Annotated in this window: 16 protein-coding genes, 2 tRNA genes and 1 pseudogene; 9 read left to right on the plus strand and 10 right to left on the minus strand. The window is 63.2% G+C overall.

The window, feature by feature from the left end:
• Positions 1-57: 57 nt before the first annotated feature.
• Positions 58-1,449: a tetratricopeptide repeat protein gene (locus tag ACQREB_RS03540; protein WP_427765363.1), complete on the plus strand. Its 1,392-nt coding sequence runs from the start codon at positions 58-60 to the stop codon at positions 1,447-1,449.
• A gap of 3 nt (positions 1,450-1,452) precedes the next feature.
• Complete coding sequence (locus ACQREB_RS03545) at positions 1,453-2,070, plus strand: D-sedoheptulose-7-phosphate isomerase (RefSeq protein ID WP_427765366.1); 618 nt, start codon at positions 1,453-1,455, stop codon at positions 2,068-2,070.
• Positions 2,071-2,727: 657 nt separating this feature from the next.
• On the opposite strand, the gene ACQREB_RS03550 is transcribed toward ACQREB_RS03545, so the two are convergent.
• The 9 genes and pseudogenes from ACQREB_RS03550 to ACQREB_RS03590 all read right to left on the minus strand — a co-directional run.
• Positions 2,728-6,273: an MG2 domain-containing protein gene (locus tag ACQREB_RS03550; RefSeq protein ID WP_427765369.1), complete on the minus strand. Its 3,546-nt coding sequence runs from the start codon at positions 6,271-6,273 to the stop codon at positions 2,728-2,730.
• Positions 6,274-6,431: 158 nt separating this feature from the next.
• Complete coding sequence (locus ACQREB_RS03555; RefSeq protein WP_427765371.1) at positions 6,432-7,118, minus strand: response regulator transcription factor; 687 nt, start codon at positions 7,116-7,118, stop codon at positions 6,432-6,434.
• Positions 7,115-8,842, minus strand: a complete 1,728-nt coding sequence (locus ACQREB_RS03560) for a sensor histidine kinase (RefSeq protein ID WP_427765373.1) — start codon at positions 8,840-8,842, stop codon at positions 7,115-7,117. The genes ACQREB_RS03555 and ACQREB_RS03560 overlap by 4 nt, the downstream gene beginning before the upstream one ends.
• Positions 8,843-9,020: 178 nt before the next feature.
• On the minus strand, positions 9,021-10,706 hold the full coding sequence (locus ACQREB_RS03565) for a sensor histidine kinase (protein ID WP_427765375.1): 1,686 nt from the start codon (positions 10,704-10,706) through the stop codon (positions 9,021-9,023).
• Between the two features lie 49 nt (positions 10,707-10,755).
• Entirely contained in the window at positions 10,756-11,511 is a 756-nt protein-coding gene (locus ACQREB_RS03570) for a hypothetical protein (RefSeq protein ID WP_427765377.1), read from the minus strand.
• Between the two features lie 882 nt (positions 11,512-12,393).
• Positions 12,394-13,485 carry a hypothetical protein gene (locus tag ACQREB_RS03575; RefSeq protein ID WP_427765379.1) on the minus strand — a complete coding sequence of 364 codons (1,092 nt, stop codon included), beginning with the start codon at positions 13,483-13,485 and terminating at the stop codon, positions 12,394-12,396.
• Positions 13,486-13,596: 111 nt separating this feature from the next.
• Positions 13,597-14,169 (minus strand): hypothetical protein, encoded by a 573-nt coding sequence (locus ACQREB_RS03580; RefSeq protein WP_427765381.1) that lies wholly within the window; start codon positions 14,167-14,169, stop codon positions 13,597-13,599.
• An 11-nt stretch (positions 14,170-14,180) separates the two neighbouring features.
• On the minus strand, positions 14,181-15,563 hold the full coding sequence (locus tag ACQREB_RS03585; RefSeq protein ID WP_427765550.1) for a hypothetical protein: 1,383 nt from the start codon (positions 15,561-15,563) through the stop codon (positions 14,181-14,183).
• Between the two features lie 393 nt (positions 15,564-15,956).
• A pseudogene (locus ACQREB_RS03590) lies at positions 15,957-16,229 on the minus strand (thrombospondin type 3 repeat-containing protein); the annotation flags it as partial.
• 354 nt (positions 16,230-16,583) lie between these two features.
• Between ACQREB_RS03590 and purD the strand changes: the two are divergent.
• On the plus strand, positions 16,584-17,876 hold the full coding sequence (gene purD / locus ACQREB_RS03595; protein ID WP_427765383.1) for a phosphoribosylamine--glycine ligase: 1,293 nt from the start codon (positions 16,584-16,586) through the stop codon (positions 17,874-17,876).
• 46 nt (positions 17,877-17,922) lie between these two features.
• Positions 17,923-20,121: an SF1B family DNA helicase RecD2 gene (recD2, locus tag ACQREB_RS03600; RefSeq protein ID WP_427765385.1), complete on the plus strand. Its 2,199-nt coding sequence runs from the start codon at positions 17,923-17,925 to the stop codon at positions 20,119-20,121.
• A 26-nt stretch (positions 20,122-20,147) separates the two neighbouring features.
• Here the strand turns inward: recD2 and ACQREB_RS03605 are convergent, their stop codons facing one another.
• Positions 20,148-21,521: a Gfo/Idh/MocA family oxidoreductase gene (locus ACQREB_RS03605; RefSeq protein ID WP_427765388.1), complete on the minus strand. Its 1,374-nt coding sequence runs from the start codon at positions 21,519-21,521 to the stop codon at positions 20,148-20,150.
• Between the two features lie 792 nt (positions 21,522-22,313).
• Between ACQREB_RS03605 and ACQREB_RS03610 the strand changes: the two genes are divergently transcribed.
• The 5 genes from ACQREB_RS03610 to ACQREB_RS03630 all read left to right on the plus strand — a co-directional run bounded on the left by ACQREB_RS03610 (position 22,314) and on the right by ACQREB_RS03630 (position 26,182).
• A tRNA-Val gene (locus ACQREB_RS03610) sits at positions 22,314-22,390 on the plus strand.
• An 11-nt stretch (positions 22,391-22,401) separates the two neighbouring features.
• A tRNA-Gly gene (locus ACQREB_RS03615) sits at positions 22,402-22,475 on the plus strand.
• Positions 22,476-22,555: 80 nt separating this feature from the next.
• Positions 22,556-23,581, plus strand: a complete 1,026-nt coding sequence (locus ACQREB_RS03620) for a DNA/RNA non-specific endonuclease (protein ID WP_427765391.1) — start codon at positions 22,556-22,558, stop codon at positions 23,579-23,581.
• Positions 23,582-23,772: 191 nt separating this feature from the next.
• Positions 23,773-24,864, plus strand: a complete 1,092-nt coding sequence (locus tag ACQREB_RS03625; RefSeq protein WP_427765393.1) for a quinone-dependent dihydroorotate dehydrogenase — start codon at positions 23,773-23,775, stop codon at positions 24,862-24,864.
• 13 nt (positions 24,865-24,877) lie between these two features.
• Positions 24,878-26,182 (plus strand): MFS transporter, encoded by a 1,305-nt coding sequence (locus ACQREB_RS03630; protein ID WP_427765396.1) that lies wholly within the window; start codon positions 24,878-24,880, stop codon positions 26,180-26,182.
• Positions 26,183-26,224: the final 42 nt, after the last annotated feature.

A 26,224-nucleotide genomic window follows, 5' to 3' on the forward strand; every position in this document is an offset into this window, starting at 1 on the left:
ACGCATACTCTTTCGCCACAAACATTCAACCTCAGCAACCCTTAAAATCATAATTCAATGCCGAAAGTCCTCCTCTCTCAAATCGACAAACGCGAACGCGCGCAGATCGAAAACGCCGAAAACGCGCTGAAGAAAGGCAACGCCCAGATCGCGGTCGACACCTGCTTCGCCGTTCTCTCGCGCAATCCCGAATGCACGGAAGTCCGCCGCCTGCTGCGCCGCGCGCAGAAGGTCGCCACGGGCAAGCGCCCCGTCGCCGTGAGCGGTCTCGGCAAGCTCTTCGCCTCGTTCGGCGCGCCGAGCAAGGCCGCCTGCGCCAAGGATCCGAAGAAATTCATGCTCGAGGCGGAGAAAAAGCTTTCCGCGAATCCCTACGACGTGAACGCGAACAAGATGCTCGCCTACGCCGCCGAAGCCGCCGAGCTCTGGGACGTCGTCGCGCTCGCCTATGAGGACATCGTCGCCTCCGCGCCGCAGATGGAGAACTACCGCGCGCTCGTTTCCGCGTATCTGAAGGACGGCGACGTCGAGGGCGCCGTGAAGTCCGTGGACGGCGCGCTCAAGAAATTCCCGAACAACGGCGACATGCAGGAACTCGCGCGCCAGGTCTCCGTCGCGCAGACGATGGACAAAGGCAAGTGGGGCGGCGAAGGCGACTACCGCGACAAGATCGCGAACAAGGACAAGGCGATCGAGCTCGAAAAGAAGAGCCGCGTCGTCTCCGACGCCGACACCGCGAACGAGGAAATCCCGAAGCTGCTCGCCGAAATCGAAAAGAATCCGGAAGACCTCCAGCTCTACCGCAACCTCGCGCGCAACTACAAGATTCTGGGCAAGCTCGACGAGGCTGTCGAAGCCATCCGCAAGGCGCGCGAAACGACGAACGGCAAGGTGGACGCCACGCTCGAAAAGCAGGAGCACGAGCTCACCTGCGAAGCCTACGAGCGCCGCATCAAGGAGGCCGAAGCCGTCATCGCCGAAGATCCTTCCAACGAGGAATACAAAAAGTATCTCGAAGAGCTCCGCAAATCCTACGACGAATACACGCTGCAGGCAATTCAGACGCTCGTCGAAAAATATCCGAACGACTACAACTACCGCTACGAGCTCGGCGTCAAGCTGCTCGCCGCGGGCAACGTGGACGGCGCGATCCGCGAGCTCCAGCTCGCCCAGCGCGCGCCGAAGAACCGCCACGCCGCGATGCTCAACCTCGGCAGAGCCTTCATCGCCGGCGGCAAATACGACCTCGCCGCCGACCAGCTCGCCGTCGCCAAGGAAGAAATCAAGATCATGTCCGACGTCAAGAAGGACATCATCTACGAATTGGCGACCGCCTACGAAAAGGCGGGCAAGCACACCGAAGCCGTCGCCGAATACAAGGCGATCTACATGGCGGACGCCTCCTACAAGGACGTTTCCGAAAAAATCAACGCCTCCTACGGCAAATAAGCGATGCACGCCCGAATCGAAGAACTGCTCGCGTGCCGTCCCGTGCTCGCCCCCTGCGGCGAGGACATTCAGCACGCCGTGGACGCGCTGGAAAAGACGTACCGCGCCGGCGGCAAGCTCCTGCTCTGCGGGAACGGCGGCAGCGCGGCGGACGTGGACCACATCTCCGGCGAGCTGCTGAAGGGCTTCTGCTCCAAGCGCCCGCTCGACGCGGCGGCGCGGGAACGCCTCGGCGACGAACTCGCCGCGAAGCTCCAGGACGCGCTTCCGGCGATTCCGCTGCATTCGCTCGGCGCGATCAACACCGCGTGGCTCAACGACTGCGATCCGTACTACGGCTACGCGCAGCTCGTCTGGGGGCTCGGGAACGCCGGCGACGCCCTGCTCGGCCTCTCCACTTCCGGCAATTCGAAGAACGTCCGCTTCGCCATGGAGACCGCCAAGGCGAAAGGGCTGACGACGATCGCGCTCTCCGGCGCGACGGGCGGCGCGCTCAAGGCACTCGCCGACGTCTGCATCCGCGTTCCCGAAACCGAAACCTTCAAGATTCAGGAACTCCACCTGCCCGTCTATCACGCGATCTGCCTCGCGCTTGAGGAAATCTTCTTCGGCGACCGCTGATCCGCGACGACGCGAACCGCTCCGTTTCATGTTCCCGCGCCCTCCACGGCGCGGGAATTTTTTCGTCGGCTTCAGACGCGGAAAAAACCGCGAAGTCAAAGGAAGTTAAAGAAAGTTTTAGAGGGGGGAAGCGCATTCTTGTCGCGTGTCAAAATCCGTCCCGCGGAAATTTTTCCCGCGGATGACGCAGACTTCCGCAGATTTTTTGGGAACCGCGAATTCCCGCGAATGAGCGCGAATTTTACAGGAGGGTAAGCGTCTCGCTTGCCCTCGAAAACCGCCCGCACAAACTTCCCTTTAAGCTTTTTCCGCGCCCCGACGGGGCGAAACAAGCGTAACCCCATGCGCGACGCGAAGCGCGCGCTTGGGGGAACGTCGGCGCATCGACCGCGCCTGAAAGGCGCAACCGCCCGAAGCGTTCGGCGTTTTCTCGACGCGGCGTTCCCGCGGAGCAGTTGCGCTTTTCATGCGGGAACGCACGTTTGGGGGCGAAGACATTCCCGTCTTCGTCCGTAAGGCGGACTCATATTTTTCGTTCTCCGGCTTAATCTGCAGAGCAGCGCCGACGAAGGCGTCGGCGCGTTCCCGCGAGACAAAGGCTCTCAAGACATTCCCGCGCGAGCCCGCGCCCGCACTTTTCGAGCGTTTCCGTTTTCTTCATGGCGTACAGGATTCTTCGACGACGACGTCCGCGACGTCGAGAAAGCCGCTGTTCAGCGCCTTGTCGTGCGCGAAGGCGACGAAGCGCCACGCCGACGGCCCTTCGGGAACGGTGAACGAAATCCGCGCGACGCCGTCCGCGTCGGTGCGGACGCCCGGCAGGAAGAACACGGTTTCGCGAGTCGCCCGCGGGAACGCCGGTCGCGCTGGAAGCTCGATTTCGGAATCGAAATTCCACAACGGTTCCGCTCCCAACGCGATGCTGACTCCAAAACCGAACGCTCTTCCTTCTCCGAAACGAGGTCTCCAGGGATTGACGCCGCGCGCCCAGTCGATCGGCCTAAAGGAGAGCTTCGGGTTCCACGGAAAAGGCGCCGGCGGATTTTCCTTGAAGTCGGTCGGGGCGACGTCGCGCGGGCGCAGCGTTCCCATCGGAGTCCGATCCTGCGCCGTCCGCGGCGGGAACGCCGCGAGCGGCTGACGGTCGGCGGCGATCGCGTCGAGCGAGCGGTCGTAAAGCAGCGCGAGCACTTCCGCGTCGGCGGCAGGCGTGCCGTCCGCGCGCGTCACGCGCAGCGTCCAGGTCTCCTCGCTCCCGGGCGCGAGGCGCGTGCGGAAGCGTTCCCGCGAAACGCGCAGCGCGGTCGGCGGCTCGGGAACGGCGACCTCGAAAATCTTTTCGTGGATCTCGCCGAAGCTCACCTGCGCGACGCGCACCTTGAAGCCGCCGAGGAGCTCGGGCGTCACGGGGACGCGTATCGTCTCCAGCGTGTTCCCGCGCGTCGTCCAGAACGAGCGCAGCGTCTTTTCGTCCTTGCGGATTTCGACGCGGGCGCGCGCCGTTTCCAGGCCGCTGCCCCAGACGAACGAAACCGCGTCGCCGACTTGAGCGCGCTCGGCGTCCGCGACGGCGACGAAAGGCAGCTGCAGCGGGCAGCGCGTTCCGTCCGAGCCGTCGAGCGTCTCAAACGTCGTCTCGCCGCCTTCGAAACGCGCTTCGCCGACGTCGGAGACGCGCGCGACGAAGGCGCCGTTCTTCGGCAGCGTTCCCGCGGGAATCTCCGCCGTCGCCCGCCCGCCGACGGGAACGATCCGCGTTTCGAAAAGCTTTTCGCCGAGCGCGATTTGCCGCGGCGACGGCGCGGAGCGTCCGAGCTTCTCCGGGAGCGCGCGCGCGTGAACCGAAAAGACCGCGGGAACGTCGAGCGGCCTGCCGTCGGCGTCCGAAAGCTCGATCTCGAAGCGCACGGCGCTTCCCGCCGCCGAGGCGACGCGGCGCGCCTTCGCGAACACCGCCGCCTCGGAGACGCGCATCACGCGCCTCGTCGCGCGCGTTCCGCCGGAAGCGTCGGAGACGACGACGTCGATTTCGTAGCGCCGCGAATCCGGCTTGCGCGCCTCCTCGCCCGCGGGAACGCGATGCGGCGGGACGGGGCGAAACGTTTCCGTCGGGAACTCGAAACGAAAGCGCCCGTCGGCGTCGAGCTCGCCTTCCCCGTCGGCGATCAGGCGCATCGTTTCTTCGATCCGCCGCGGCAGATTCTCGCCCGTTCTGACGCTCCAGGCGACTTTCGCGCCGGCGAGCGGCGTTCCCGTGAAGCGCACGGAGCTCACGAGCGCGGAAACGCGTTCGCCGAGCGCGCGCGGCGTTTCGGGAACGTCGAGCGCGAGCGTGAAGCTCGGAGCGTCGGCGGCTTCGACTCGGATCTTGTGCCTTTCCGTCCAGCAAAAGAGCGAATACTCGCCCTCGCGCGCATCCTCCGGAATCGTGAACGTTCCCGAAGCAGAGCCGAACTCGCCGGCGCTCACCTTCCGGCGCGCGACGAGTTCTCCGTTAGGACCTAAAAGCCGGATTTCCTTTTTCTCGCCGACGTCCAGGCGTTCGGAGCCGCGCCGCTCGGGCAGAAAGTCGGCGAAAATCGCCTTGAAGCTCACCGCGTCGCCGGCGCGATAGACCGCGCGGTCGGTGAAGACGCGGTCGATCGGCGCGCGGCGTCCCCTGAATCCCGAGATTCCGGGCAAGGCGCTTCCGGCCGAGATTTCCGCCTCGTCGCCTTCCGGAGCACGGGCATGCGCGTAGGCGAGCCACCCGGAAGCGAGCTCGAAAAAGCCCTGCGCGTCGCTCCGCCCGCCGCGCAGTTCCCGCCACGCCTCGCCGGGCGTCTTGGAGTAACGGCGGATTTCGACGTCCGCGCGCGGTTCTCCCGTCTCGGCGTCCGCGAAGAAGCCCCGACAGGCGCTCCCGATCTTTTCCGCGGCGGCGACGAGGCGGCTCACCAGAACCGTCCGGCAGGCGACGCGATCGGGATTCGCGAATTCCGGATCCGGCGAAACGAACAGGAAATAAAAGCCGGGACGCAGCCGCGCGAACGGCGCGGGAACGCGAAAGGAATGTTCAAGAAAATCGTCGTGCTTTTCGAGCTCGGCGCTCCAGGCGACGACGCCTTCCCGCCTCTCGAGAAGTTCGCGGCGCAGAGCTTCGTCGGGCAGGTCGGGCGACGGCCCGGTTCCGGAGAAAAATTTCTCGCGCTCCTGCGGCACCGCGCGGAAATGCAGCCGCCCGACGTTCTTCGCGCGCACGACGACGACGGCGGATTCCGCGTCGAACCAGGTTCTTTCCGCGGAAAAATCGCGCAGCCTCGGATTTTCGATTTCCGCGAGCACCTTCCGGCAGAGCAGCGCGCTTTTGTGCCGCGCGTATTTCTCGAAGGCGTCGGCGGCGACGCGGCGGGCTTCGGCGACGCGCCCTTCCGCGAGAAGCCGCCGGGCGAGCGTCCCGCAGGCTTCCGCCGCGATCGGCAGCGCGGAAAATTCCTTCGCGAAGGCGCGCAGCGCGTCCGCGTCGAAAGGCTCGGCGGTCTTCAGCCGCATGAGGACCGCGCGCGCGCAGGCGGAACGGTCTTCGTCCGCAGCGTGAAAGGCTTCCCACGCGCGCAGGCGTTTCCGCAGCGCGGCGCGGGCTTCGGCGCGGGTCTCGTCCGCCGCGCCGGGCTCTTCGGAGAAGGCGGCGAGGAAATCGCAGACTTCGTTTTCGAGAAAATCGTAGAGCGTCGGAAATTCCGCCGGCTCGGAATCGTGCATTTCGAGGAGCCCGGAACCGCCGTTTCCGCCCGAAGAATCGTCCTCCCGGCAAAGCGCCGCGGCGAGCGGCGTCGCGCGCAACCGATCCGCGTCCGCGAAGACGCTTTCGGCGACGGCGATCGCTTCGGAGAAAATCCGTTCCCGCGTGCTCTCTTCGGGAACGGGATTCGCGGCGGCGCGGCGGGGCGAGCTCTCGGCGCCGAGGCGCCTCAGCGCGTGCGCCAGCTGCACGGCGAGAATCGCGCGCGCCTCCGGGAACGGCGCTTCGGCAAGCTCGCGGCGCAGTTCGCGCACCTTCGCTTCGGCGACGGACGATTTTTCGAGCTCGGCGCGGGAACGCGCGCGCGTCAGCGCCGCGAACGCGTATTCTTCCCACGTGCTTTCGTCGGCGGCGCGCGCCGGCGAAGTTCCCGCGAACGCGAGAACGGTACAGAACAGGAGAGGCAAAAGGAATCTGAGCATGACGATGAACAGGGGTGAATTTTTCAAGATAAGCGCGTCCGCCGGGAACCGTTCCCGACTTTCGCGCGGCGATTTTAACACGCGCGCGGCGGAGAAATCATCACGAAAATCCTCACGAAACGCATTTTTCCGAAAAAATTTCGACGCGCGCGGCGCCTTCAGATCTTCAGCGCATAGCCTTCGCCGTAGCGGGATTCGAGGTCGGCGGCGGCGCCGAGCTTCCCGCGCAGACGCGAAATCAGCGACGCGAGCCGCGAGGCGCTGGCGTCGCTCGGCGCCTCGCCCCAGACCTTCCAGACGATCGACTCCGCCGGAATGAATTCTCCGGACCGATCCGCGAGCGCGCGGAGCAGCTTCGCCTCGTTGCGCGTGAGCGGCACGGAACTCCCGTCCGCGGCGAAAAGCCGAAACGCCGCCCAGTCGAACGCCGCGCCGCCGCGCAGCTCCGTCCGCGAAACCGGCGGCGGCGTTCCCGCGGCGCGGCGCATCACGGCTTCGACGCGCGCCAGCAGCGGGCCCGCGCGCACGGGCTTCACGACGAAATCGTCCGCGCCGGACTTGAGACAGCGCACGCAGTATTCGTCGTCGGCGAGCGCCGTCTGCATGACGACGGGCACGTTCCCGCGCGCGCCGCGAATGCTCCGCAGCACGTCGAGCCCGCTCCCGTCGGGCAGCAGCACGTCGAGCACCGCGCAGTCGAACGCCTCGTTTTCGATCGCGAAGAGCGCCCGCGCGCAGGTGTCCGCGCGGATCACGGAAAATCCGTTCAGCACGAAAATCTCCGCGAGAAAATCGAGCAGCGCGGCGTCGTCTTCGAGAATCAGAACGCTTTTCGTCTCGTTCATCGTTCGATCCTCAGAGTGAGCAGGAAAACCGTTCCCGCGGCGTCGCTCTTTTCGAGCCGGAGATCGCCGCCCTGCGCGCGCGCGATTTTCCGCGAAAGCGCGAGCCCGATGCCGAGCCCGAGCCGTCGCCCGTCCGCGCCGCCCGAAAACGCCTCGAAAAGCCGTTCCCGCGCTTCGGGAGCGATGCCCCCGCCGTCGTCGGCGACGCGGATTTCGAGCGTCTTCCCGTCGGCGCTCACGCCCGCGGAAACGCTCAGCAGCGTCTCGGCGCCGTCCGCCCGCGCGCAGCGGGAAGCGTTGCCGGCGAGATTCGAAAAAATGCGTTCCAGCTCGAGCGGCGAGACGCGCACCGGCGCGCGCGCGGCTTCCGGCGGGACGTCCGCCGAAAAATCCATGCCCGCCCGCGCCGCCATCTCGGAAAGATTTTCGAAGATGGGCGCCGCGATTTCGCCGAACGGCGCCGCGGGAACGCCCCGCCCGCCGCAGGCCGCCCGCGCGCGGGAGGCGGAAAAAATCAAGTCGTCGAGCAACGTGCCGAAGCGGTCGATCCGCGCGCGCAGAAAACGGATCTTCGCGAGCGTTTCCGGCTTTTCCGCCGAGAGCGCCAGCGAATCCGCGCCCGACGCGAGCGAGGCGAGAGGCGTCCGCAGTTCGTGCGCGACCGCGTCGAGCAGCAGACGGCGTTCCCGCGCGGCGCGCTTCTGCAGCAGAATCGTTCCCGCGCCCGCCGCGACCGCGAGCGCGAGCCCCAGGAAGACGCCGCCGAAAAACACGCGGTTCGCGCGGCGTTCCCGTTCCCGCGCCTCGTCGCCCGGCAGCGTTTCCGCCGTGACCGTCACGGGCAGCCCCGCGAGCTCGCGCGCGGCGGCGTCTCCCGGCGCGAACGCGATGCGCGTCCCCGGCGCCGACTCGCGGAGCTCCGCCTCGAAACGACCGAAAAGCCGCGCCGCGTCCAGCAGCGCGCCCTGCCTGCAGGACGCGAGCCCCGGAGCTCGGATTTCGCGCACGAGAAAAATCTCCCCGCGGAAAAGCGCGAACGCGAAGCCGCCGGAGAATTTCTCCTCGACGGGCAAGGCGTTCCCGCCCGCAGCCCAGACGCCGAGCCGGGGCTGCCGCGCGAGGCGTTCCGCGGGGAGATCCGGCTCGCCCCGCAGACGCCGCGCGGCGACGACCATCGGCGGCGGCTCGCCCGACGGGAGCGTTCCCGCCGCATGGGATTCGACGCGCCGCAGCTCGTCGAGCGAAGCCTTGAAACGCGTCCGCCAAAGCCTTTCGGGCGCGGCGTTCCGGCGCGAATCGAGAAACCTCAGGCACGCGGACAGGAGCCGCGCCTTTTCCGAAACGTCCATGCGCGGCTCGTCGCCGAGCCCGGCGCCGCCGAAAAACTCGCCCCAAAAGCCCTCGCCGCGCGCGGCCTCGCCGACCGAAAACGCGACCGACGCGTACTCGCCGAGCGGAGTGCCGACGCCGCCGTTCTTCCCGAAAAGCGCGGAAAAGCGCTCGACGGGCATGCGGTCCGCCTCGCGCAGAAACGCCTGCACGGCGTCGAGCGCGCGCCGCGTTCCCGCGCTTTCGAGCCGGTCGCGCTCGGCGTCCCGTGCCGCGTCGATTTCGGCGTCGCCCGCCGCGACGCCCCAGAAGCACGCGGCTCCGCACAGCGCCGCGGCGACGACCGCCGCCGCCGGCACCGCGGAAGCCCGCAGAATTTTTCCGATTTTTCTCATGATTTCCAACTGTTCGAATTTCGCGCGTCGGCGGAAACCGTTCCCGCGTCCGCAGGAAATAATTTACCACACGCGCGACGAGCAATTATCACAGAATCCTTACAAAACGCATTTTTTTCAAAAAAATTTTTCGTGCGGCGCGGCGGCGCTTCGCGGGAAAGGTGATGAAGTGATGGAGTTATGAAGTTATGGAGGTTCTTTCTTCGATCCTCAGAGTGAGCAGGAACGCCGTTCCCGCGGCTTCCGTCTTTTCGAAGCGCAGCTCGCCGCCGAAACTGCGCGCGATTCGCCGCGACAGCGCGAGCCCGATGCCGAGCCCGCTTTTCGACGTTCCCGAAAAAGCCTCGAAAAGCCGGGCGCGCGCTTCCGCGGAAACGCCGCCGCCGTTGTCGGCGACGCGGATCTGCAGCGCCCTGCCCTCGGCGCTCACGTGCGCGGAAATCGTCAGCACGACGTCGCTGTCTTCGCGCGCGGTCCGGGCGACGTTGTCGGCGAGATTCACGAAGATGCGCTCCAGCGCGACCGGCGAGACGCGCACGCGCGCGCGGGCGGCGGCGGGAGAAATTTCCGTCGCGAAATCCACGCCGAAGATCTCGAGAAAATCTTCCAGGCGTTCGAAAATCGGTTCGACGAGCGTTCCGAAATCTTCGTCCGGGAACGACGGCGACGAGGCGTCCGCGCGCTCGAGCTTCGCGGCGAGGAGAAGGTTGTCGAGAAACACGCCGAAGTGGCGCACGCTCTCGCGCAGCTTTCCCGCGAGGCCGAGCGTCTTCGGCGAAGCGAACGCGCCGGCGCGGACGAGCGCGGCGACCTGCGCGTCGATGCGCGCGAACGGGACGCGCAGATCGTGCGCGACGGCGGCGGAAAACAGGCGGCGTTCCCGCGCGGCTCTCCGGGCGTGCTCGAAGGCGGCGAAAAACGCGGCGACGAAAAGCGTTCCCGCGAGCCAGACGACGGCGAGCGCCGCGCGGAAGGCGGAAAGTTCCCTCTCCGCGGCGAGCGCGTTTTCCGACGGCGGAAGCGAAAACGTCAGCGGCAGACCTTCGACGGTCCGCGCGCGCGTTTCCGAAGCGATTTCGACGCGCGCGCCCGGGAACGTTTCGGAGATTTTTTCGGAAAGCCGCGCCGCGAGCGTCTCCGCGTTCATCAGCAATCCCTGGATACAGCGTTCGATTTTCGGCGCGCGGATTTCGCGGATCAGCGCGACGGAAGCGCCGCGCGTCTCGAAACGGAAGCCGCCGGAAAAATACGAGTCGCTCTCCGGCGTCGAGCCGCGAAAGACGCCGAACCAGAGCCCGAAACGCGGACGTTCCGCGGACGCCCGCGACGAATCTTTCGTGAACGCGGTTTCCGCAAGCGCGGCGACGCCCGGCACGCGCGCCTCGGCGAATCGTGCGGCCTCGCGCGCGAATTCCGCGCGTTCCGACTCGGCGATTCCCGCGCCCGAGAAACGCCGCTTCGGCGCGCCGGAAAAACTCGCCGCCTTTTCTTCGCCGAGCCCGGCGAGCCCGTAGGCGGCGAACTCGCGCGTCGGCGAAATTTCCGACGCGAGCGCGCACGCGGCGAAGGCGACGGCGGCGTCCGGCGGGAACGCCGCTGACGCGGGGCTCTCGGCGGCGAGCGCCTCGAATTTTTCCACGGGAACGGCGTCCGCGCGTTCCCGCGTTTCCCGCAGCGTTTCCGCGGCGACGCGCTCGGCGGCGCCGAGCCGTTCCGTCGCGTCGCGTCCGATTTCGGCGCGGACGCGCGCTTCGCGGGAACGCGCCGCGAACACGCAGAGCGCCGTGAGCGTCGCCGCGAGCGCGACGCTCAGGAAAACGTGAATTCTTCCGAACGGAAGCACTCCGAAGATTTTGCCTTTCATGACGATTTTCGAAATTTGCGCGACGGACGACGTGCGGAGATTAAAAAAATCAGAGCCGTTTACGCAGCTCCACGGAAAAATTCAGAGAGTAGGGACCTCCGATGTTTTCGTAGATTACGGTCACGGGGAAAGAATTCGTGCCTTCCGGAACTTCGATCGTCATGCTCCCCGGCGAAAAAAGGGAAGATTCGCATTTTTGACCGAGCACCTCGACGCTCGCGTCGTCGTCCGAAGAGACCGAGACCGCGATCTGATCCACGCCTTCGCAGTTCAGCGTGAACGTCGCCGTGCAGGAAAACGGGTAGGTGTGATAGGGCGCGCTTCCGGAGAATCCCGAGGAATAAGACGCATAACGGTAAAAATAATTTTCGTCTTCGCCCTGCGTGTTCAGAATCGCCCAAGTCTCTTCCCAGCCGGAAAGAGTCTCCGGAACCGTTCCCGTGTAGCTTACGGAGATCGAGGAGTAAAAATCCGCGAGCGCCGGAAAATCCGAATACACGTAGGGAGCGACGTCTTCGTCCGCGCCGAAGGGCGTGCCGTATTTGTTGAGAACTTCAATCACGGCGTTCCCGTCTTCGTCGAAGGCGAGGCGTTCGACGCGTTCGCATATCGTGTAAAAATCTTCAACGACGATGCTTACGCTGCCCGTATCCGGGTCGGTGACTGCCCGAGCGCGTTCCACGGTTCCGCAGCCCATGGTGGGCGGGAACGCGTTTGTTTCGACGCCTTCGCCCGCGAATACGCAAAGCCCTGCGGAAAGCGCTCCCGCAAGAGCGAACAATGAATGACTGATCTGGTGTTTCATGATTCTTTGATGGTTGAATTTTCGTGCGTCGGCGGGAACCGTTCCCGCGTCCGCAGGAAATAATTTACCACACGCGCGTCGAGCAATTATCACAGAATCCTTACAAAACGCATTTTTTTAAAAAATTTTCGCGCGGGCGAGGCATGGCGGCGCTTCACGGGAAAGGTGATGAAGTGATGGAGTTATGAGGTTATGGAGGTTCTTTGCGCTCGGCTTCGCCGAAAGGATTTCAGAAAAACTCTTTCGCGAAGCGAAACGCAATCAACTTCATAACCTCCATAACCTCGTCACCTCATAACCTAAGCATCTCGCTTGCCTTCGAAAACCTCGGACGGAAACTTCAAGATCCGCCCCGACGGGGCGAAACAAGCGTAACCCCATGCGCGACGCGAAGCGCGCGCTTGGGGCAAAAACCGCACATGCGACGCGCCTGAAAGGCGCAACCGCCCGAAGCGTTCGGCGTTTTCTCGGCGCGGCGTTCCCGCGGGGCAGTTGCGCTTTTCAAGCGCGTGTTCTTTTGCGGACGCTGCCCCAAGCGGCGTTTCGCCGCATGGGGTTATTTTTGTGCCGCATTTCATGCGGGAACGAAACGGAGGATACGCGTTCCCGCTTGCCCTCGAAGAACCGCGGACGGAAACCGCACTTTTTCAACAGGGATTGCGGGGATTTCAAGGGATTTTCTTTTCGGCGGGAACGCGCCTTGAGGGCGAAGACATTCCCGGCTTCGCCCGTACGGCGGGCGCATATTTTCCCGTTCGTCGGCGGGACGCTCCGCGGGAATGAATCCAATCCCTTAAAATCCCGGAAATCCCTGTTCGCTTTCCTGCGTTCCCGAGGCGGAGACGCGGACGCTCAGAAAAATCTCCCGATGAGCCGTCTTTTTTACCAATAAAGGACGCACGTCCCGTCCCTGAAACTCCAAGTCCGAACCGAGAGATTTTTTCTGTCCACAAGGGTGCCATGGCAAAAATCTCCTTCCCGCCACGCGTAAAAATACTCCTCGTCTTCGACGCAGACGTTCGGACACTTGGCGTAATTGCACTGTCGCGACAGCAGCAGAAGAACATCCGTCGTCGTCGGCGTCTCTCCGTCGAAAACCAGAATTCGCGCCCCGACCGGCGCAGATCCGGCTTTATCGACGCCGGCAAACGCTCTTTTGACTTCGTCGATTTCCGTCCGCGAAACTTTTTCCGTCCGATCGACGACCTCCAGCCATTTCCGGAAATTTCGGACGTCATCTTCGTCTTCACGATTCGGGGATTTGGAGTGCACGGCGGAAAGCTCCGTCTTCTTCGATTCGTCGCGATTTTGCGGCGTCCACGTCTTTTTATCCGAATCGTAGCGATAAAAATCCACGTCTTTCAATTGCCTTATTCTCTGCCCGGCCGGACGAGCGATCAGCGCTCCGTTTTCAGATGAAAACTCCCAAGTCTGATGAATAAAACCGCCTCTCGGCGGTAACCCTGCGCCTTTAACCGGGAGCTCCAACTTCGAATTAAGATCAAGATTGAAATCAAAACGATTCTCCTCGTATCGACAAAACCGATCCAGATTCCAGGCTTCAGCCTTTCCTTCACGTTCTTTGAGTTCGTCCAAATCCAGCTCGGCAAACTGATACCATTTCCCGACGTCATAAGCTGCAGGCACGTAGTTCACTCTTATCAGAGCCCAAAAATCATCGCACGCGACGACGTCCATGCTCGGCTCATACAGGGGTTCGTCATAGGGCGCGACGTGGCGCAGGATGATTTCAGGACCGTTTTCCGATTTTTTGAGAACGCTGAAAACTATTCCATAAATAAATCTCGTTTTGACGGGAGACTTCACTAAAGAATATTCTTTCCCTTGAAATCTCCAAGACTTCACCAATTCCACATCCTTACCGTAGTCCTCTGTCGGCTGAGCGATTCCATCGAAACTGCCCAGAAGCACCGCAGAAAGAAAAGCTAAAACATAAATAATTTTTTTGACCATAATCTATTACTCCGTCGTCGCATATATCGTTATTTTCACGTCAAGCGAAGCGCCCTCGTATTTTACGGCACTTCCCGCAGGCATATTTTCATGATAAGAAGCGATGCAGATTCAAAAACGCCACGAATATTGCGCGAATGTTTTTTTCTCGATTATCCGCCCGATATCCGGACGGCCTTTGAACCACATGTAATAGTGTTCATCGTCTTCGATGCAGACGTTCGGAAATCCGAATTCCCGCCCGTCTTCGCCTTTCCAAATAATCGGACAGGAAATCGTCCTGTAAAGCACTGAAAGCGCCCAGGCCGGAGTTTGTTTCATGCTCCGGAATTCCTTGGGCAGAAAACCTTGAGGCGTGATTTTCGCTTTTCCGGAACGAATGTGCGTCAAAACCGTTTCTTTTTCCTCAGAATCCAAACTCCACGTCCGATCCCGATGAAGATAACCGGAATACTTCGCAAGAAGCTCATGATCGGAAAGATTTTTCAATTTCTCCAGCGTTTCCTCGCTTAACCGCATTTTCAGGAACTCGATCTTTATCTCGTCTTGATTCGATTTTTCATCGAATGCTTGTTTCGACAAATGCCTCGAATCCCTTTTGTCGCAACCAAACAGGCTAAAACATAAATAACATCCCGCCGCGACAAAAATTGCGAGAAGACTCAAAATCATAATTTTTTTCATATGATATCCTTTCATTCTGACACAGTTTCAAAAACATCTAAATCTGACGAGTTCTTTATGGAAAGAAGCGTTCCGTCGTCTCTGAAAAATCCGGCCAATGAATTATTTTCGTAAGCGGACAATTCGGAAAACTTGGACGTGCCGTAAGAAGGATCATAATATTTCCCTAAAATCTTACAAATCCAATGTCCATTGAAATGAAAAGGAGAATGAGGATTTCCCTGCGCCAAAATATACTCTCTTGGGGAAACCTTCTGTGCCAATGGAGTTTCGCGAACAACCGCGTCTAAAATGTGAGTATAATTTTTTTTGAAAATTGAAGAAACCCACCTTAGCTCGGTATAAGAGCAATCTTTTTCTATGCAACATTCATCCAGACTAAAGCCCCAATTTCCGACCATAATAGACTCTGGAGTAGGATACCCATGTTGATCACAAAAATCAGGCATCGCTCGCTTTGAAAAAATACTTACTCGTTTTGCTTCAATTCCTTGCAACCTCACCATGTCTCTAAAAAGACCACTCCATGCCTGACAATTTCCATCCCCATCTTCACAAATCAACAAAAGACTTGTACTTGCTTTTTCGTGTGCGTCATCAAATTTCCAATAGCTCAATTGTTTTCCATCCGATTTTCGACGAACATCTAAGTCTGCAAATTCTTCATAAATTGCATCGACAATTTCAACCTCGCCAGACATCCCTTTCGCATTTTTGCAACCAAGATAAAACAGCGTTTCCTGGCGCAGGGAGGTCAGCGGCTCGCCGCGCGTGAAATAGATTTCGTGGACGGAGGTTCCCGCGGGAAGCCAATTCGTCAGGCCGGCGTAGCGGACGCTCCACGAGATTGTCAGATTCTTTTCGAAATAATCCGCGGTACCGGCGGGAACGGGCGCGGGAATCTCGACGCCTTGGGCGAGATTTTCATACGTGACTTCCCGGACCACAGGTTCGCTCAAGCCCGGATACGTAACCGACGCGCGCACCGCCTCCGGAGCGCTTCCGCCGAACGTGTTCAGCGCGGGAACGAATTTCAGCGAAAAGCCGCTTCGAACAGCGACGGGGTGCGTCGCGTCGTCGCCGCCGGAAGAATCCGTGCGGTCTTTTTCCCACGAAGCGCCCTCGAACGGCGTTCCGTCGTCGCGGCGCACGTCGAGCGCCCCCGAAGAGGCGAAGGCGACCGAAGCGACTTCCGCCTTTACGCGTAGGGTCGTCACCGTGAACTGCAGCTTGTGCGGTCCGCCGTAGTTTTCGAAGGCGATCGAGACGGTCTGCTTTTCGCTCGGCGGCGGATTCGGGAGCGCGACGTAAGGCGACGTGATATTCGCTGGGATGATCTTTTTATCGTCTTTGCTCCAATACGAATGCGCGGAAACGCCCGCGACGGAAAGCACGGCGTCGTCGTCCGACTCCAGCGTGACGCGCACGAAATTTCCCTGCTCGATGTCGAAGACGTAGTTTTTGGAAAACGGAGGCGCGGTCTTGTTGGAGTCGTCCGCGTCGGTATAGGTATAGGAGATGGTCCCGTATCCGCTTTCGTTGAAGCTTCCGGAAACCGTGACCTCAAGCGTTTCCGGCGCGCTTCCCTCGCCTTCGCCGTCGCCGCCTTCGTCGTCGGAGAGCGTCGTCGCGACGCGGGGCTGCGCGGAAGCGGCGGAAAGGCACGCGGCGTTCCCGCGGGAGCGCTTTTTCGCGGGCGCCTTCGTCGCGGCTCCGTTTTCGGCGGCGGTCGCGAGAGCGTCGCGGGGCGGGTCGTTCGGATCGAGCGGGTCGGTGCCGTTTTCGAATTCAAGGAAGTCGGGAATGCCGTCGCCGTCGGAATCCCAAGGATCGGCGGAATCGAGCGGGTCTGTTCCCGCGATGATTTCTTCGGCGTCCGTCCAACCGTCGCCGTCGGTGTCCGCCTCGAAGATTTCATCGAGCGCGAAGAGCGTTCCCGCCAATCCGAGGCTCGCGAGAGCCGCCCATTGCCACGCGAGCCAACGCCCGCGCTTTCCGTTTTTTTCAATTTCTTTCATGATAAGAGATGTCTGAATTTTCGTGCGTCGGCGGAAACACATTCCCGCGATGCGTAAAACATTCTGCCGTACACTTCATACACTCGGCAAGCATAAAATCTCCACAATCGCGGGCGCGGCCGCCGCAATTTCATGTTCAGGAGCCTTTCAAAAAAATCGGGCGGGACGCGGCGCGGGAAAGGTGATGAAGTGATGGAGTTATGAGGTTATGGAGGTTCTTTGCGTTTCGCTCCGCGAAAGAGTTTTTCGAAAATCCTTTCGGCGAAGCCGAACGCAATCAACTTCATAACCTCATAACCTTCATAACCTCCATCACCTTCTCTTCGCCCGCGAAAATTTTGTTCGCGCGGGAACACGGATTGCGATTTACTGAGGCTTTCAATTCACAGATCAAGCATGACGGAAAAATCCCTCAGAGTCCTCATCATCGGTTCCGGCGGACGCGAACACGCGCTGCTCAAAGCCTGCAAGGCGAGCCCGCTCGTCGCGGCGGTCTCCGTCGCGCCCGGCAACGGCGGCATGGAGCAGGAAGCCATCTGCTATCCGCAGAGCGTGACGGACGTTCCCGGCATCGTTTCGCTCGCGAAGCGGCTGGACTCCAATTTCGTGATCGTCGGTCCGGAGGCGCCGCTTTCCGTCGGCGTCGCCGACGCGCTCCGCGCCGCGGGCATTCCCGTTTACGGGCCGGGCAAGGCGGGCGCGATTCTCGAAGCGAGCAAGACTTTTTCCAAGGATTTTCTGATGCGCCACGGCATCCCGACCGCGTGGGGCAAAAAGTTCACGTCGTCGGAGGAGGCGGTCGAATTCCTCGCCTCGCAGCATTTCCCGATAGTCGTCAAGGCGAGCGGGCTCGCCGCGGGCAAGGGCGTCATCATCGCCGAAGACTACGACGCGGCGTGCGCGGCGGTTTACGACATGCTCGACGAAAAATGCTTCGGCGAAGCGGGCGCGGAGATTCTCATCGAAGAATTCATGCGCGGCGAAGAAGCGTCGATCATGCTCATGGTCTGCGAGGACAAGTACGTGATGCTTCCCGCCAGCCAGGACCACAAGCGCGTCCGCGACGGCGACGAAGGGCCGAACACCGGCGGCATGGGCGCCTACGCTCCCGCGCCGGTCGTCACGCCCGAAATCGAGAAGCAGGTCGTCGAGCGCATCGTCGAGCCCACGCTGAAGGGGCTGCTCGCGGACGGCATCCGCTACCGCGGCACGCTCTACGTCGGCATCATGATCACGGACGAAGGACCGAAGGTCGTCGAGTTCAACGTGCGCTTCGGCGATCCGGAATGCCAGGTGCTGCTGCCGCTGCTGAAGACCGATCCCGTGAAGCTGATGCACGACTGCGCGACGGGAACGCTCGACCCGAAGTCGGCGGAATTCCGCGACGGCTGCAACATCATCGTCGTGCTCGCGGCGGAAGGCTATCCGGGAACGCCGCGCAAGGGCGACGTCATCACGTTCCCGCGCAAGTTCCCCGAAGGCGCGACGGTGCTCCATTCGGGCACGGAGCGCGAGGATTCCGGCGACATCGTGACGGCGGGCGGGCGCGTGCTCGGCGTCGTCGCGCACGGCGACACGCTCGCGCAGGCCGCGAAGAACGCCTACGCGCTCGTCGATCAGATTCATTTCGAAGGCATGCACTTCCGCCGAGACATCGGCGCGCGCCAGCTTCGCCGCGACGGCTTCTGAGCCGCTCCGCGCGCGTTCCCGCAGACACGCTCCCGCACTCCGCCGCATGGCTTCGACCGAATCCGAAAAAATCGCCGGCGTGCTCGAGCGCATCGTCTTCTACAACGACGAAAACCATTTCACGATCGGCGAGCTGAAGCGCTCCGACGGCGCGCGCGAAACCGTCACCGTCACGGGAACGCTCCCGGGCGTGCAGTGCGGCGAAACGCTGGAGCTGACGGGCGCGTGGGTGCAGAACCGCAACTACGGGCGGCAGTTCAAGATCGCGGCGTTCACGTCGAAGCTGCCTTCGTCCGTCCACGGCATCCGCAAATACCTCGGCAGCGGGCTGATTCCGGGCATCGGCAAGGCGTACGCCGAGCGCATCGTCGCGCATTTCGGCGCGGACACGCTGCGCGTCATCTCCGAAGAATCGGCGCGCCTGCGCGAAATCCCCGGCATCGGCGCCGCGCGCGTCAAGGCGATCAAAGCCTCTTGGGAGGAACAGCGCGCCCTGCGCGAAATCATCGTCTTTCTGCAGACCTACGGCGTCACCTCGGCGCAGTGCACGCGCATCGTCAAAACCTACGGGAACGACGCGAAGAAGATTCTGCGCGAAAATCCGTACCGGCTCGCGCGCGACGTGGACGGCATCGCGTTCCCGACGGCGGACAAGATCGCCCGCAATCTCGGCATTCCCAACGAGAGCGAACGCCGTCTCGAAGCCGGCGTCTTCTACGCGCTCGACCTCGCCGAGCAGGAAGGCCACGCCGCGTTCCCGCGCGAGGAGACGCTGCGCCGCGCCGTCGAGCTGCTCGGCGTTCCCGAGGACGCCGTCGCGCGCGCGCTCGATTCGCTGACCGCCGCCGGGCGCCTGATCGCGCTGCCGCGTTCCGCGCTGCTGCAGAAGCCCGCGCTCGCGAAGGCGGAACGCGAGATCGCCGCCGCCGTCTCCGCGCTCCGCGCCGCGCCGAGCCGCCTCCCGCCGATAAAGATCGACCGCGCCGTCGTCTGGGCGCAGGAGCACGCGGGCTTCGAGTTCGCGCCGGAACAGGCGCAGGCGCTCGCGACCGCGCTCGCCGAAAAATTTTCCGTCGTCACCGGCGGTCCCGGCACCGGCAAGACCACGATCCTGCGCGCGCTCTGCGCCGTGCTCCGCGCGAAGAAAGTCCGCGTCACGCTCGCCGCGCCGACCGGGCGCGCCGCCCAGCGCATGGCGGAAGCCGCCGGCATGCCCGCGGGAACGATTCACCGCCTGCTCAAGCCCGAGCCGCTGCTGGGCGGATTTTCGCACGACGAGAACAACCCGCTCGAGACGGACTTCGTCGTCGTGGACGAAACCTCGATGCTCGACGCCGCGCTCGCCTCCGCCCTGCTCCGCGCCGTGCCGCCGCAGGCGCATCTCGTCTTCGTCGGCGACGTGAACCAGCTGCCGAGCGTCGGCGCCGGGAACGTGCTCGGCGACCTCATCGACTCGCGGCGCGTTCCCGTCACGCGCCTCGCCGCCGTCTTCCGCCAGGGGAAGCGCTCCGGCATCGTCTCGACCGCGCACGGCATTCTGCACGGCGACGCGCGGCCGCCCGAGCCGATCCAGGAGTCGGTTTACGAATTCGATCCCGCGAGAGACATCCATTTCATCGCCGCCGATTCGCAGGAAGACTGCGCGAAAAAGACCGTCGAGCTCGCGACGCGCGCGATCCCGCGCCTGCTCGGCGTGCGTTCGGCGGAGGCGATTCAGGTGCTCGTGCCGATGCACCGCGGCGTCGTCGGCGTCCAGAATCTGAATCAGCAGCTGCAGCGCGCGTTCAAGAGCGGCGCGGCGGAAAGCGTTCCCGCGAGCGGCGGCGCGCGCCTCGAAGTCGGCGACAAGGTGATGCAGAACCGGAACAACTACGACAAGGCAGTCTTCAACGGCGACCTCGGGCGCGTCGAGGCGGTGTTCCCGGAAACCGGCGGCGTGCGCGTGAATTTCGGCGGCGACGTTCCCGTCGATTACGCCCGCGGCGAACTCGGCGAACTCCAGCTCGCCTACGCCGTCACGATCCACAAATCGCAAGGCTCGGAATTTCCCGTCGTCGTCGTCCCGCTCGTGAAGGCGCACTTCATGATGCTGCGCCGCAACCTGATCTACACGGCGATCACGCGCGGGCGCGGCAAGGTCTTCATCGTCGGCGAACCCGCCGCCTACGCGATGGCGGTGAAGAACGCCGAATCCGCCCGCCGCTGGACCGGGCTCCCGCTCCTCCTCGCCGAAAGCGACGCCTGAGGGCGTTCCCGCGCTTCGCCCGGTTCTCAGACGGCGAAGTCTTCCGGCGAGTAGCGGAGCATTTTTTCCGCGGCGACGGCTTCGTTGACGCGGTAGATCGGCGCCTCGGCGCGGAACGCCTCTTCGGCGTCGCAGGTGAGTTCCGCCTTGCCGCGGATCGCGCGGACGAAGTTCTCGACGTGCGGCTGGTGAATCGTCTTCGCGCCGAGCGCGACGCCGCGCGGGAAGACGAACTCGTCGGCGGGCGCGCTGGCGGAGGCGCGCGCGTCCTCGACGCCGTCCTCGAGCGCCGCGGCGGCGGCTTCCGCGGGAACGGCGCGGTTTTCCAGCAGCCCGCGCGCGACGAATTCGCGCCAGTCGGCGACGGAACGCGGTTCCTGGTACACGCGCACGAGCGAGGGCTTTTCGGAAAGCCGCAGCGAGCCTTCGTCGCCCGCGAACGCCTCGAAATAGCCGCCGCCGTAGCTCGTAGTCGTCAGCGTCTGATAGGTGACGCGGACCTTGCCCGCGGGCGTCGCGTAGGCGAAGGTCGCCGTCACGTTGTCGTACCATTCGTGATTCGCGTAATAGTCGTTCCCGCCGGCGGCGATCACGCTTTCGGGATCGCCGAAAAACCAGTTGAAGATGTCGATCTGGTGCGCGCCGAGATCGGAGACGGGCCCGCCCGAATACTTTTTGAACCAGCGCCAGTTCAGGAACTGCCGCTCGTCCTCGTAGCCGAACTCGCGGAGCAGCGCGGCGTCCGGGCGGAATTTCTTCGGCGCGACGACGTCGCGGGAGACGGCGCGGTTCCATTGCCCGATGCCGTGCGTGATTCTGCCGAGCATGCCCGAAGGCAGGATTTTCTCGAACGCGTAGCGGTAATACGGATTGGAGCGGCGCTGGTGCCCGATCTGCGTCAGCAGCCCGCGTTCCCGCGCGTCGCGGGCGGCGCGGACGATCGCGCGCGCGCCCTCGACGTTTTCCGCCATCATCTTTTCGCAGTAAACGTGCTTGCCCGCGGCGAGACAGGCAAGCGTCTGCGGCGCGTGGCAGAAATCCGGCGTCGCGACGAACACCGCGTCGAGCGAGCGTTCCCGCGCAAGCATCTCGCGGAAATCGGCGTAGCCGTTCACCTCGCGCCCGTTCGCGCGCAGGCGGCGCACCGTCGCGTCGAGCTTGAATTTCCAGATGTCGCAGACGGCGACGACGCGCACGCCGAAGGAGCGGTTCAGGCGCATCAGCGCGTCGAGCAGCACGTTGCCCTGCGCGCCGCAGCCGATGAGCGCGACGGCGATTTCGCCGGACGGGCCGGCGGGCGCGCGCTCCGGTTCCGTTCCCGCGAAGACGTGCGGGAACATGACGAGTCCGGCGCCGACGAGCGCCCCGGTCTTCAGAAAATCTCTGCGGGAAGGAGCCATGGGGAAAAGCGATGAATTTATACGGAATACACTTTCACGCGGGAACACCCGTTTCAAGCGGATTTTTCGCGAGCGCCCGCGCGGCGCGAGACGCCGAGAAAAGCGTTCCCGCGGCAGGCGGCGCGCGAATTCTGGTTTTCGACGGAGAGACGCCGACGACGACGGATGTTCTTCTGCTGCTGTCGCGACAGTGCAATTACGCCAAGTGTCCGAACGTCTGCGTCGAAGACGAGGAGTATTTTTACGCGTGGCGGGAAGGAGATTTTCGCCATGGCACCCTTGTGGACAGAAAAAATCTCTCGGTTCGGACTTGGAGTTTTAGGGACGGGACGTGCGTCCTTTATTGGTAAAAAAGACGGCTCATCGGGAGATTTTTCTGAGCGTCCGCGGGCAATTCTTCCGCCTTACGGGCGAAGATGGGAATGGCTTCGCCCCCAAGGCGCGTTCCCGCCGAAAAGAAAATCCCTTGAAATCCCCGCAATCCCTGTTGAAAAAGGGCGGTTTCCGTCCGCGGATTTCGAGGGCAAGCGGGACGCGTAGGTGACGAGGTTATGGAGGTTATGAGGTTATGAGGTTGATTGCGTTTCGCTTCGCGAAAGAGTTTTTCGGAAATCCTTTCGGCGAAGCCGAGCGCAAAGAACCTCCATAACTTCATAACTCCATCACTTCATCACCTTTCGCGCCCGCGCGGAGCGCCGCGCCTCGCCCGCCCGAAAAATTTTTTGAAAAAATTTTCAAAAAAAGCTTGCGTCGTTTCCGATTTTAATAGATAGTGGAGGCTCTTTCCTTTTCGGGGGTATAGCTCAGTTGGTTAGAGCGTTTGCATGACACGCAAAAGGTCGCAGATTCGACTTCTGCTACTCCCACCATTTTCAAGCCTGCGGCTATCGTTCAGTGGTAGGACCCCACTCTTCCAAAGTGGTGACACCAGTTCGAATCTGGTTAGCCGCACCAGCCGCGACAAAAAACGGAATCCGATTCGGGTTCCGTTTTTTTCGTCGACCGCGGACGCGCGCCGCGCCATTTTCCCAGCCATGCCCAAACGTTCTCCGAGAAAACGCCGGATCAATCCCGCGAAACTCCGTCTGAAGCCTTTTCTGATTTCCCTGCTCCTCGTCGCGCTCGCCGCCGCGGGAACGAAGGTCGCGCACTGGTTCGGCGACGCCGAGACGAAGGAGCGCATTGAAAGCGGCGTCGTCGCCGTCATCGACTGCGTGCGCGAAAATCCCGCGACGCCGGACGAAATGGTGTTCATTCTCGACGAGCTCGCGCAGCGCCTTCCGTTCGTGCGCGGGAAGAGCGTCGATCCGGGGACGACGCTCGACCTGCGGTCCGCCGTGCTCGCGGGAACGCCCGTTTCCGAGCGCCGCCTGACGCTGCTGAAGAACGCCGCCTACGTCGTGGGCTACGACGAAGCCCGCGGCAATCCCGCGTGGTGCGCCTACCGCGTCTTCCGCCCGAAGACGACGCAGGCTCCCGAGCGTCCGGAACGCTTCGAGACGGATACGCGAACGCGCGCGCGGGTGGAGTCCGAAGCGTATTCGCACACCGGATACGACCGCGGGCACATGGCGCCGAACCACGCCGTCGCGCTCTGCTACGGCGAGGCGGCGCAGCGGGAGACTTTTCTGATGTCCAACGTCGTCCCGCAGCTCCACGAGCTCAACGCGGGGCCGTGGAAGGCGCTCGAACAGCGCGTGCTCTCGCGCTACGCGCGCAGTTTCGAGGAAGTGTGGATTCTCTGCGGTCCGCTCTACGCGTCGGAAAATCCGCCGACGCTCGCCTCGGCGAAAACGCGCGGCGCGGCGCGTTCCCGCGGCGTCTCTCCCGCCGTTCCCGACGCGTTCTTCCTCATCGTCACGGACCGCGACGAATCGACGGGCGCCCTGCGCGCGCTCGCCTTCATCGTGCCGCACCGCGCCGACCTCGGCACGAATCCCAAGCGCTGGCTGGCGAGCATCGACGAAATCGAGCGCCGCGCGCGTCTGGACTTTTTCCCGCTGCTCCCGCAAAGCGCGCAGGCGGAGCTCGAAAGCGCTCCCGCGAAGACGATCTGGTGAAGGCGAGAAAGTTGAAGAGTTGAAAAGTTGAGGAGTTGAGGAGGAATTACTTTTCAGATTTCCGCGGACGCCGTTCCCGCAGCGCAAAACGCTTCATGTCCTCTTCACCTTTCCCGCGCGATTTCGGGGCGTCCTTTTCAATTTGATTCGGCGGGAACGCGCGGATAAAATCCGGAGCTTTATTTATAGCCATGGACTATCTGTACGAATACGTCACGCGCCCTCTCTTTTTCCGTTTCTGCAAAGACGCGGAGAAGGCTCACGACCGTTCCCTGCTCGCGCTCCGCGCCTTCGGCGCCGTGCGTCCGCTCGTCGCGCTCATGGAGCGCTTCAACATGAAGAACCCGCACCTGCCGCCGCAGAAGCCCATCGAGCTTTTCGGGCTGAAATTCCCGAACGTCGTCGGCGTCGCCGCGGGCTACGACAAGCAGGCCCGCGTCTGGGCGGCGCTCGGCGCGCTCGGCTTCGGGCACGTCGAGATCGGCACCGTCACGCACCTGGCGCAGAGCGGCAACGAAAAGCCGCGCCTGTTCCGCTACCCGAAATTCGAGGCGGCGGTGAACAGCTTCGGCTTCCCGAACGACGGCGCGGAAGAAATCGCGGCGCGCATCGCCAAGGGTCCGAAAAAAGGCAAGCGCGCGTTCCCGCTCGGCATCAACATCGGCAAGTCCAAGGTCTGCCCTATCGAAAACGCCGTCGAGGACTACCTCGGCTCGTTCCGCGCGCTCGCCGACCACGCCGACTACGTTTCGGTGAACATCAGCTCGCCGAACACGCCGAACCTGCGCGAGCTGCACGACCGCAAGCGCCTCGTCACGCTCCTTTCCGAACTGCAGAAGGAAAACCGCGCCCGCGCGCTGCGGCTCAAGGAAAAGCCGCTGCCGATGCTCCTCAAGATCGCGCCGGATCTTTCCTACGCGCAGGTGGACGACGTGATTTCCGTCGTCGAGGAAACCGAATTCAACGGTCTCATCGCGACGAACACGACCGTCTCGCGCCCCGAGTTCATGGGGAGCGACGTCGTCACGAAGGGCGGGCTTTCGGGCGCGCCGCTGATGCGCAAGTCCGTGGACATGGTGCGCTACATCGTGCGCGCGACGGACGGCAAGCTGCCCGTCATCGGCTCGGGCGGCATCTGCAGGGCGGAGGACGCGGACCGCTTCCTCGCCGTCGGCGCGTCGCTGATTCAGATCTACACGGGCATGGTCTATCGCGGGCCGTTCTTCGCGCGGGAACTCGCGCAGGGCTTCGCGTGGAACCAGACCGGCTGGCCCGCGGCGTAAGCGCCGAAGCGCCATGAACCGCGAGTCCCCGCAGCAGTCTTCGTCTTCGCCCGGCGGCGCGTTCCGCTGGGCGATTTACGATTTGGGGCACACCGGCTACACGATGATCGTGATGGCGGTGCTGTTCCCGATCCTCTTCCAGAATTTCTGGGCGGGAACGTTGCCCGAGCACCTGAAGACGTCGCGCTACGGGCTGACGCTGGGCGTCGCGAGCGTCGGCGTCGCGCTGCTTTCGCCGCTGCTGGCGACGGTCGCGCAGTCGGGCGGGCTGCGCATGAAGCTCTTCCGCGCGCTCTGCGGGCTCGGCATAGTCGGCACGGCGGCGCTCAGCTTCGTCGGGCAGGACTGCTGGCGGCTCGCCTCCGCGGTCTACGTCGTCTCCGCGATCGGCTTTTTCGGCGCGAATCTCTTTTACGACTCGCTGCTGCTCGACGTCACGACGGAAAAGACGCGGCACGCCGTCAGCGGCGTCGCGTTTTCCGTGGGCTACGTCGGCGGCGTGCTGCTGCTCGCGCTGATCGCGCTCTGGACGCAGAACTGGGAGCTGCTCGGCTTCGCGGAAGCGCCGGACCCGCGCGGGCTCTTCGTCATCGGCGCGCTGTGGTGGCTGGCGTTCGGGCTTCCGCTGCTGCTGCGGCGGGAACGCGCGAAGGCGGAAACGGGCTTCGACGTCCGCGCCGCCTTCCGCGCGCTGGGCGAAACCTGCGCCGCGTTCTGGCGGGAACGCCGCGTGCGCTGGTTCATGCTCGCGTATTTCTGCTACATCGACGGCGTGCACACGATCATCACGAGCGCCGTGCGCTACGGGAACGCGCTGGGATTCTCGCGCGACGACCTTTTTCTCGCGCTCTTCATCGTGCAGATCTTCGGCATTCCCTGCGCCCTGCTCTTCGGCGTGCTCGGCAAATGCTTCGGCGCGCGCCCGGTGCTCTTCGCCGCGCTCGCGATCTACGTCGGCGTCGCGTTCTACGGAGCGCTGATGCCGACGGAACCGCTCGCGCTCTGCGGCTTCGCGGTCTCGCCGATGTTCCTGCTCGCCGCGCTCATCGGCATGGTGCAGGGCGGCGTCCAGGCGCTTTCGCGCTCCTATTTCGCGACGATCGTTCCCGCCGGGCGCGAAGTCTCCTTCTTCGGCTTCTACAGCATGATCGGCCGCTGCTCGACGATTCTCGGACCGTTCCTGCTGAGCGCGATCGCGATCGCGCTGCACCGCGAGGACGCGCCGCTTTTCTCCACGCGCGCGGGCATCGCGGGCATTTCCCTGCTCTTTCTCGTCGGCGCGGCGTTCCTCGCCCTCGCGGGAAAGCGCTCGAAGTGACGACGTGAAGAGGTTATGAAGTCATGAGGTTATGAGGTTCAT

Source organism: Candidatus Spyradosoma sp. SGI.093, from assembly GCF_050314555.1.
In the GTDB taxonomy this organism is placed as follows: Bacteria; Verrucomicrobiota; Verrucomicrobiia; order Opitutales; family UBA953; genus Spyradosoma.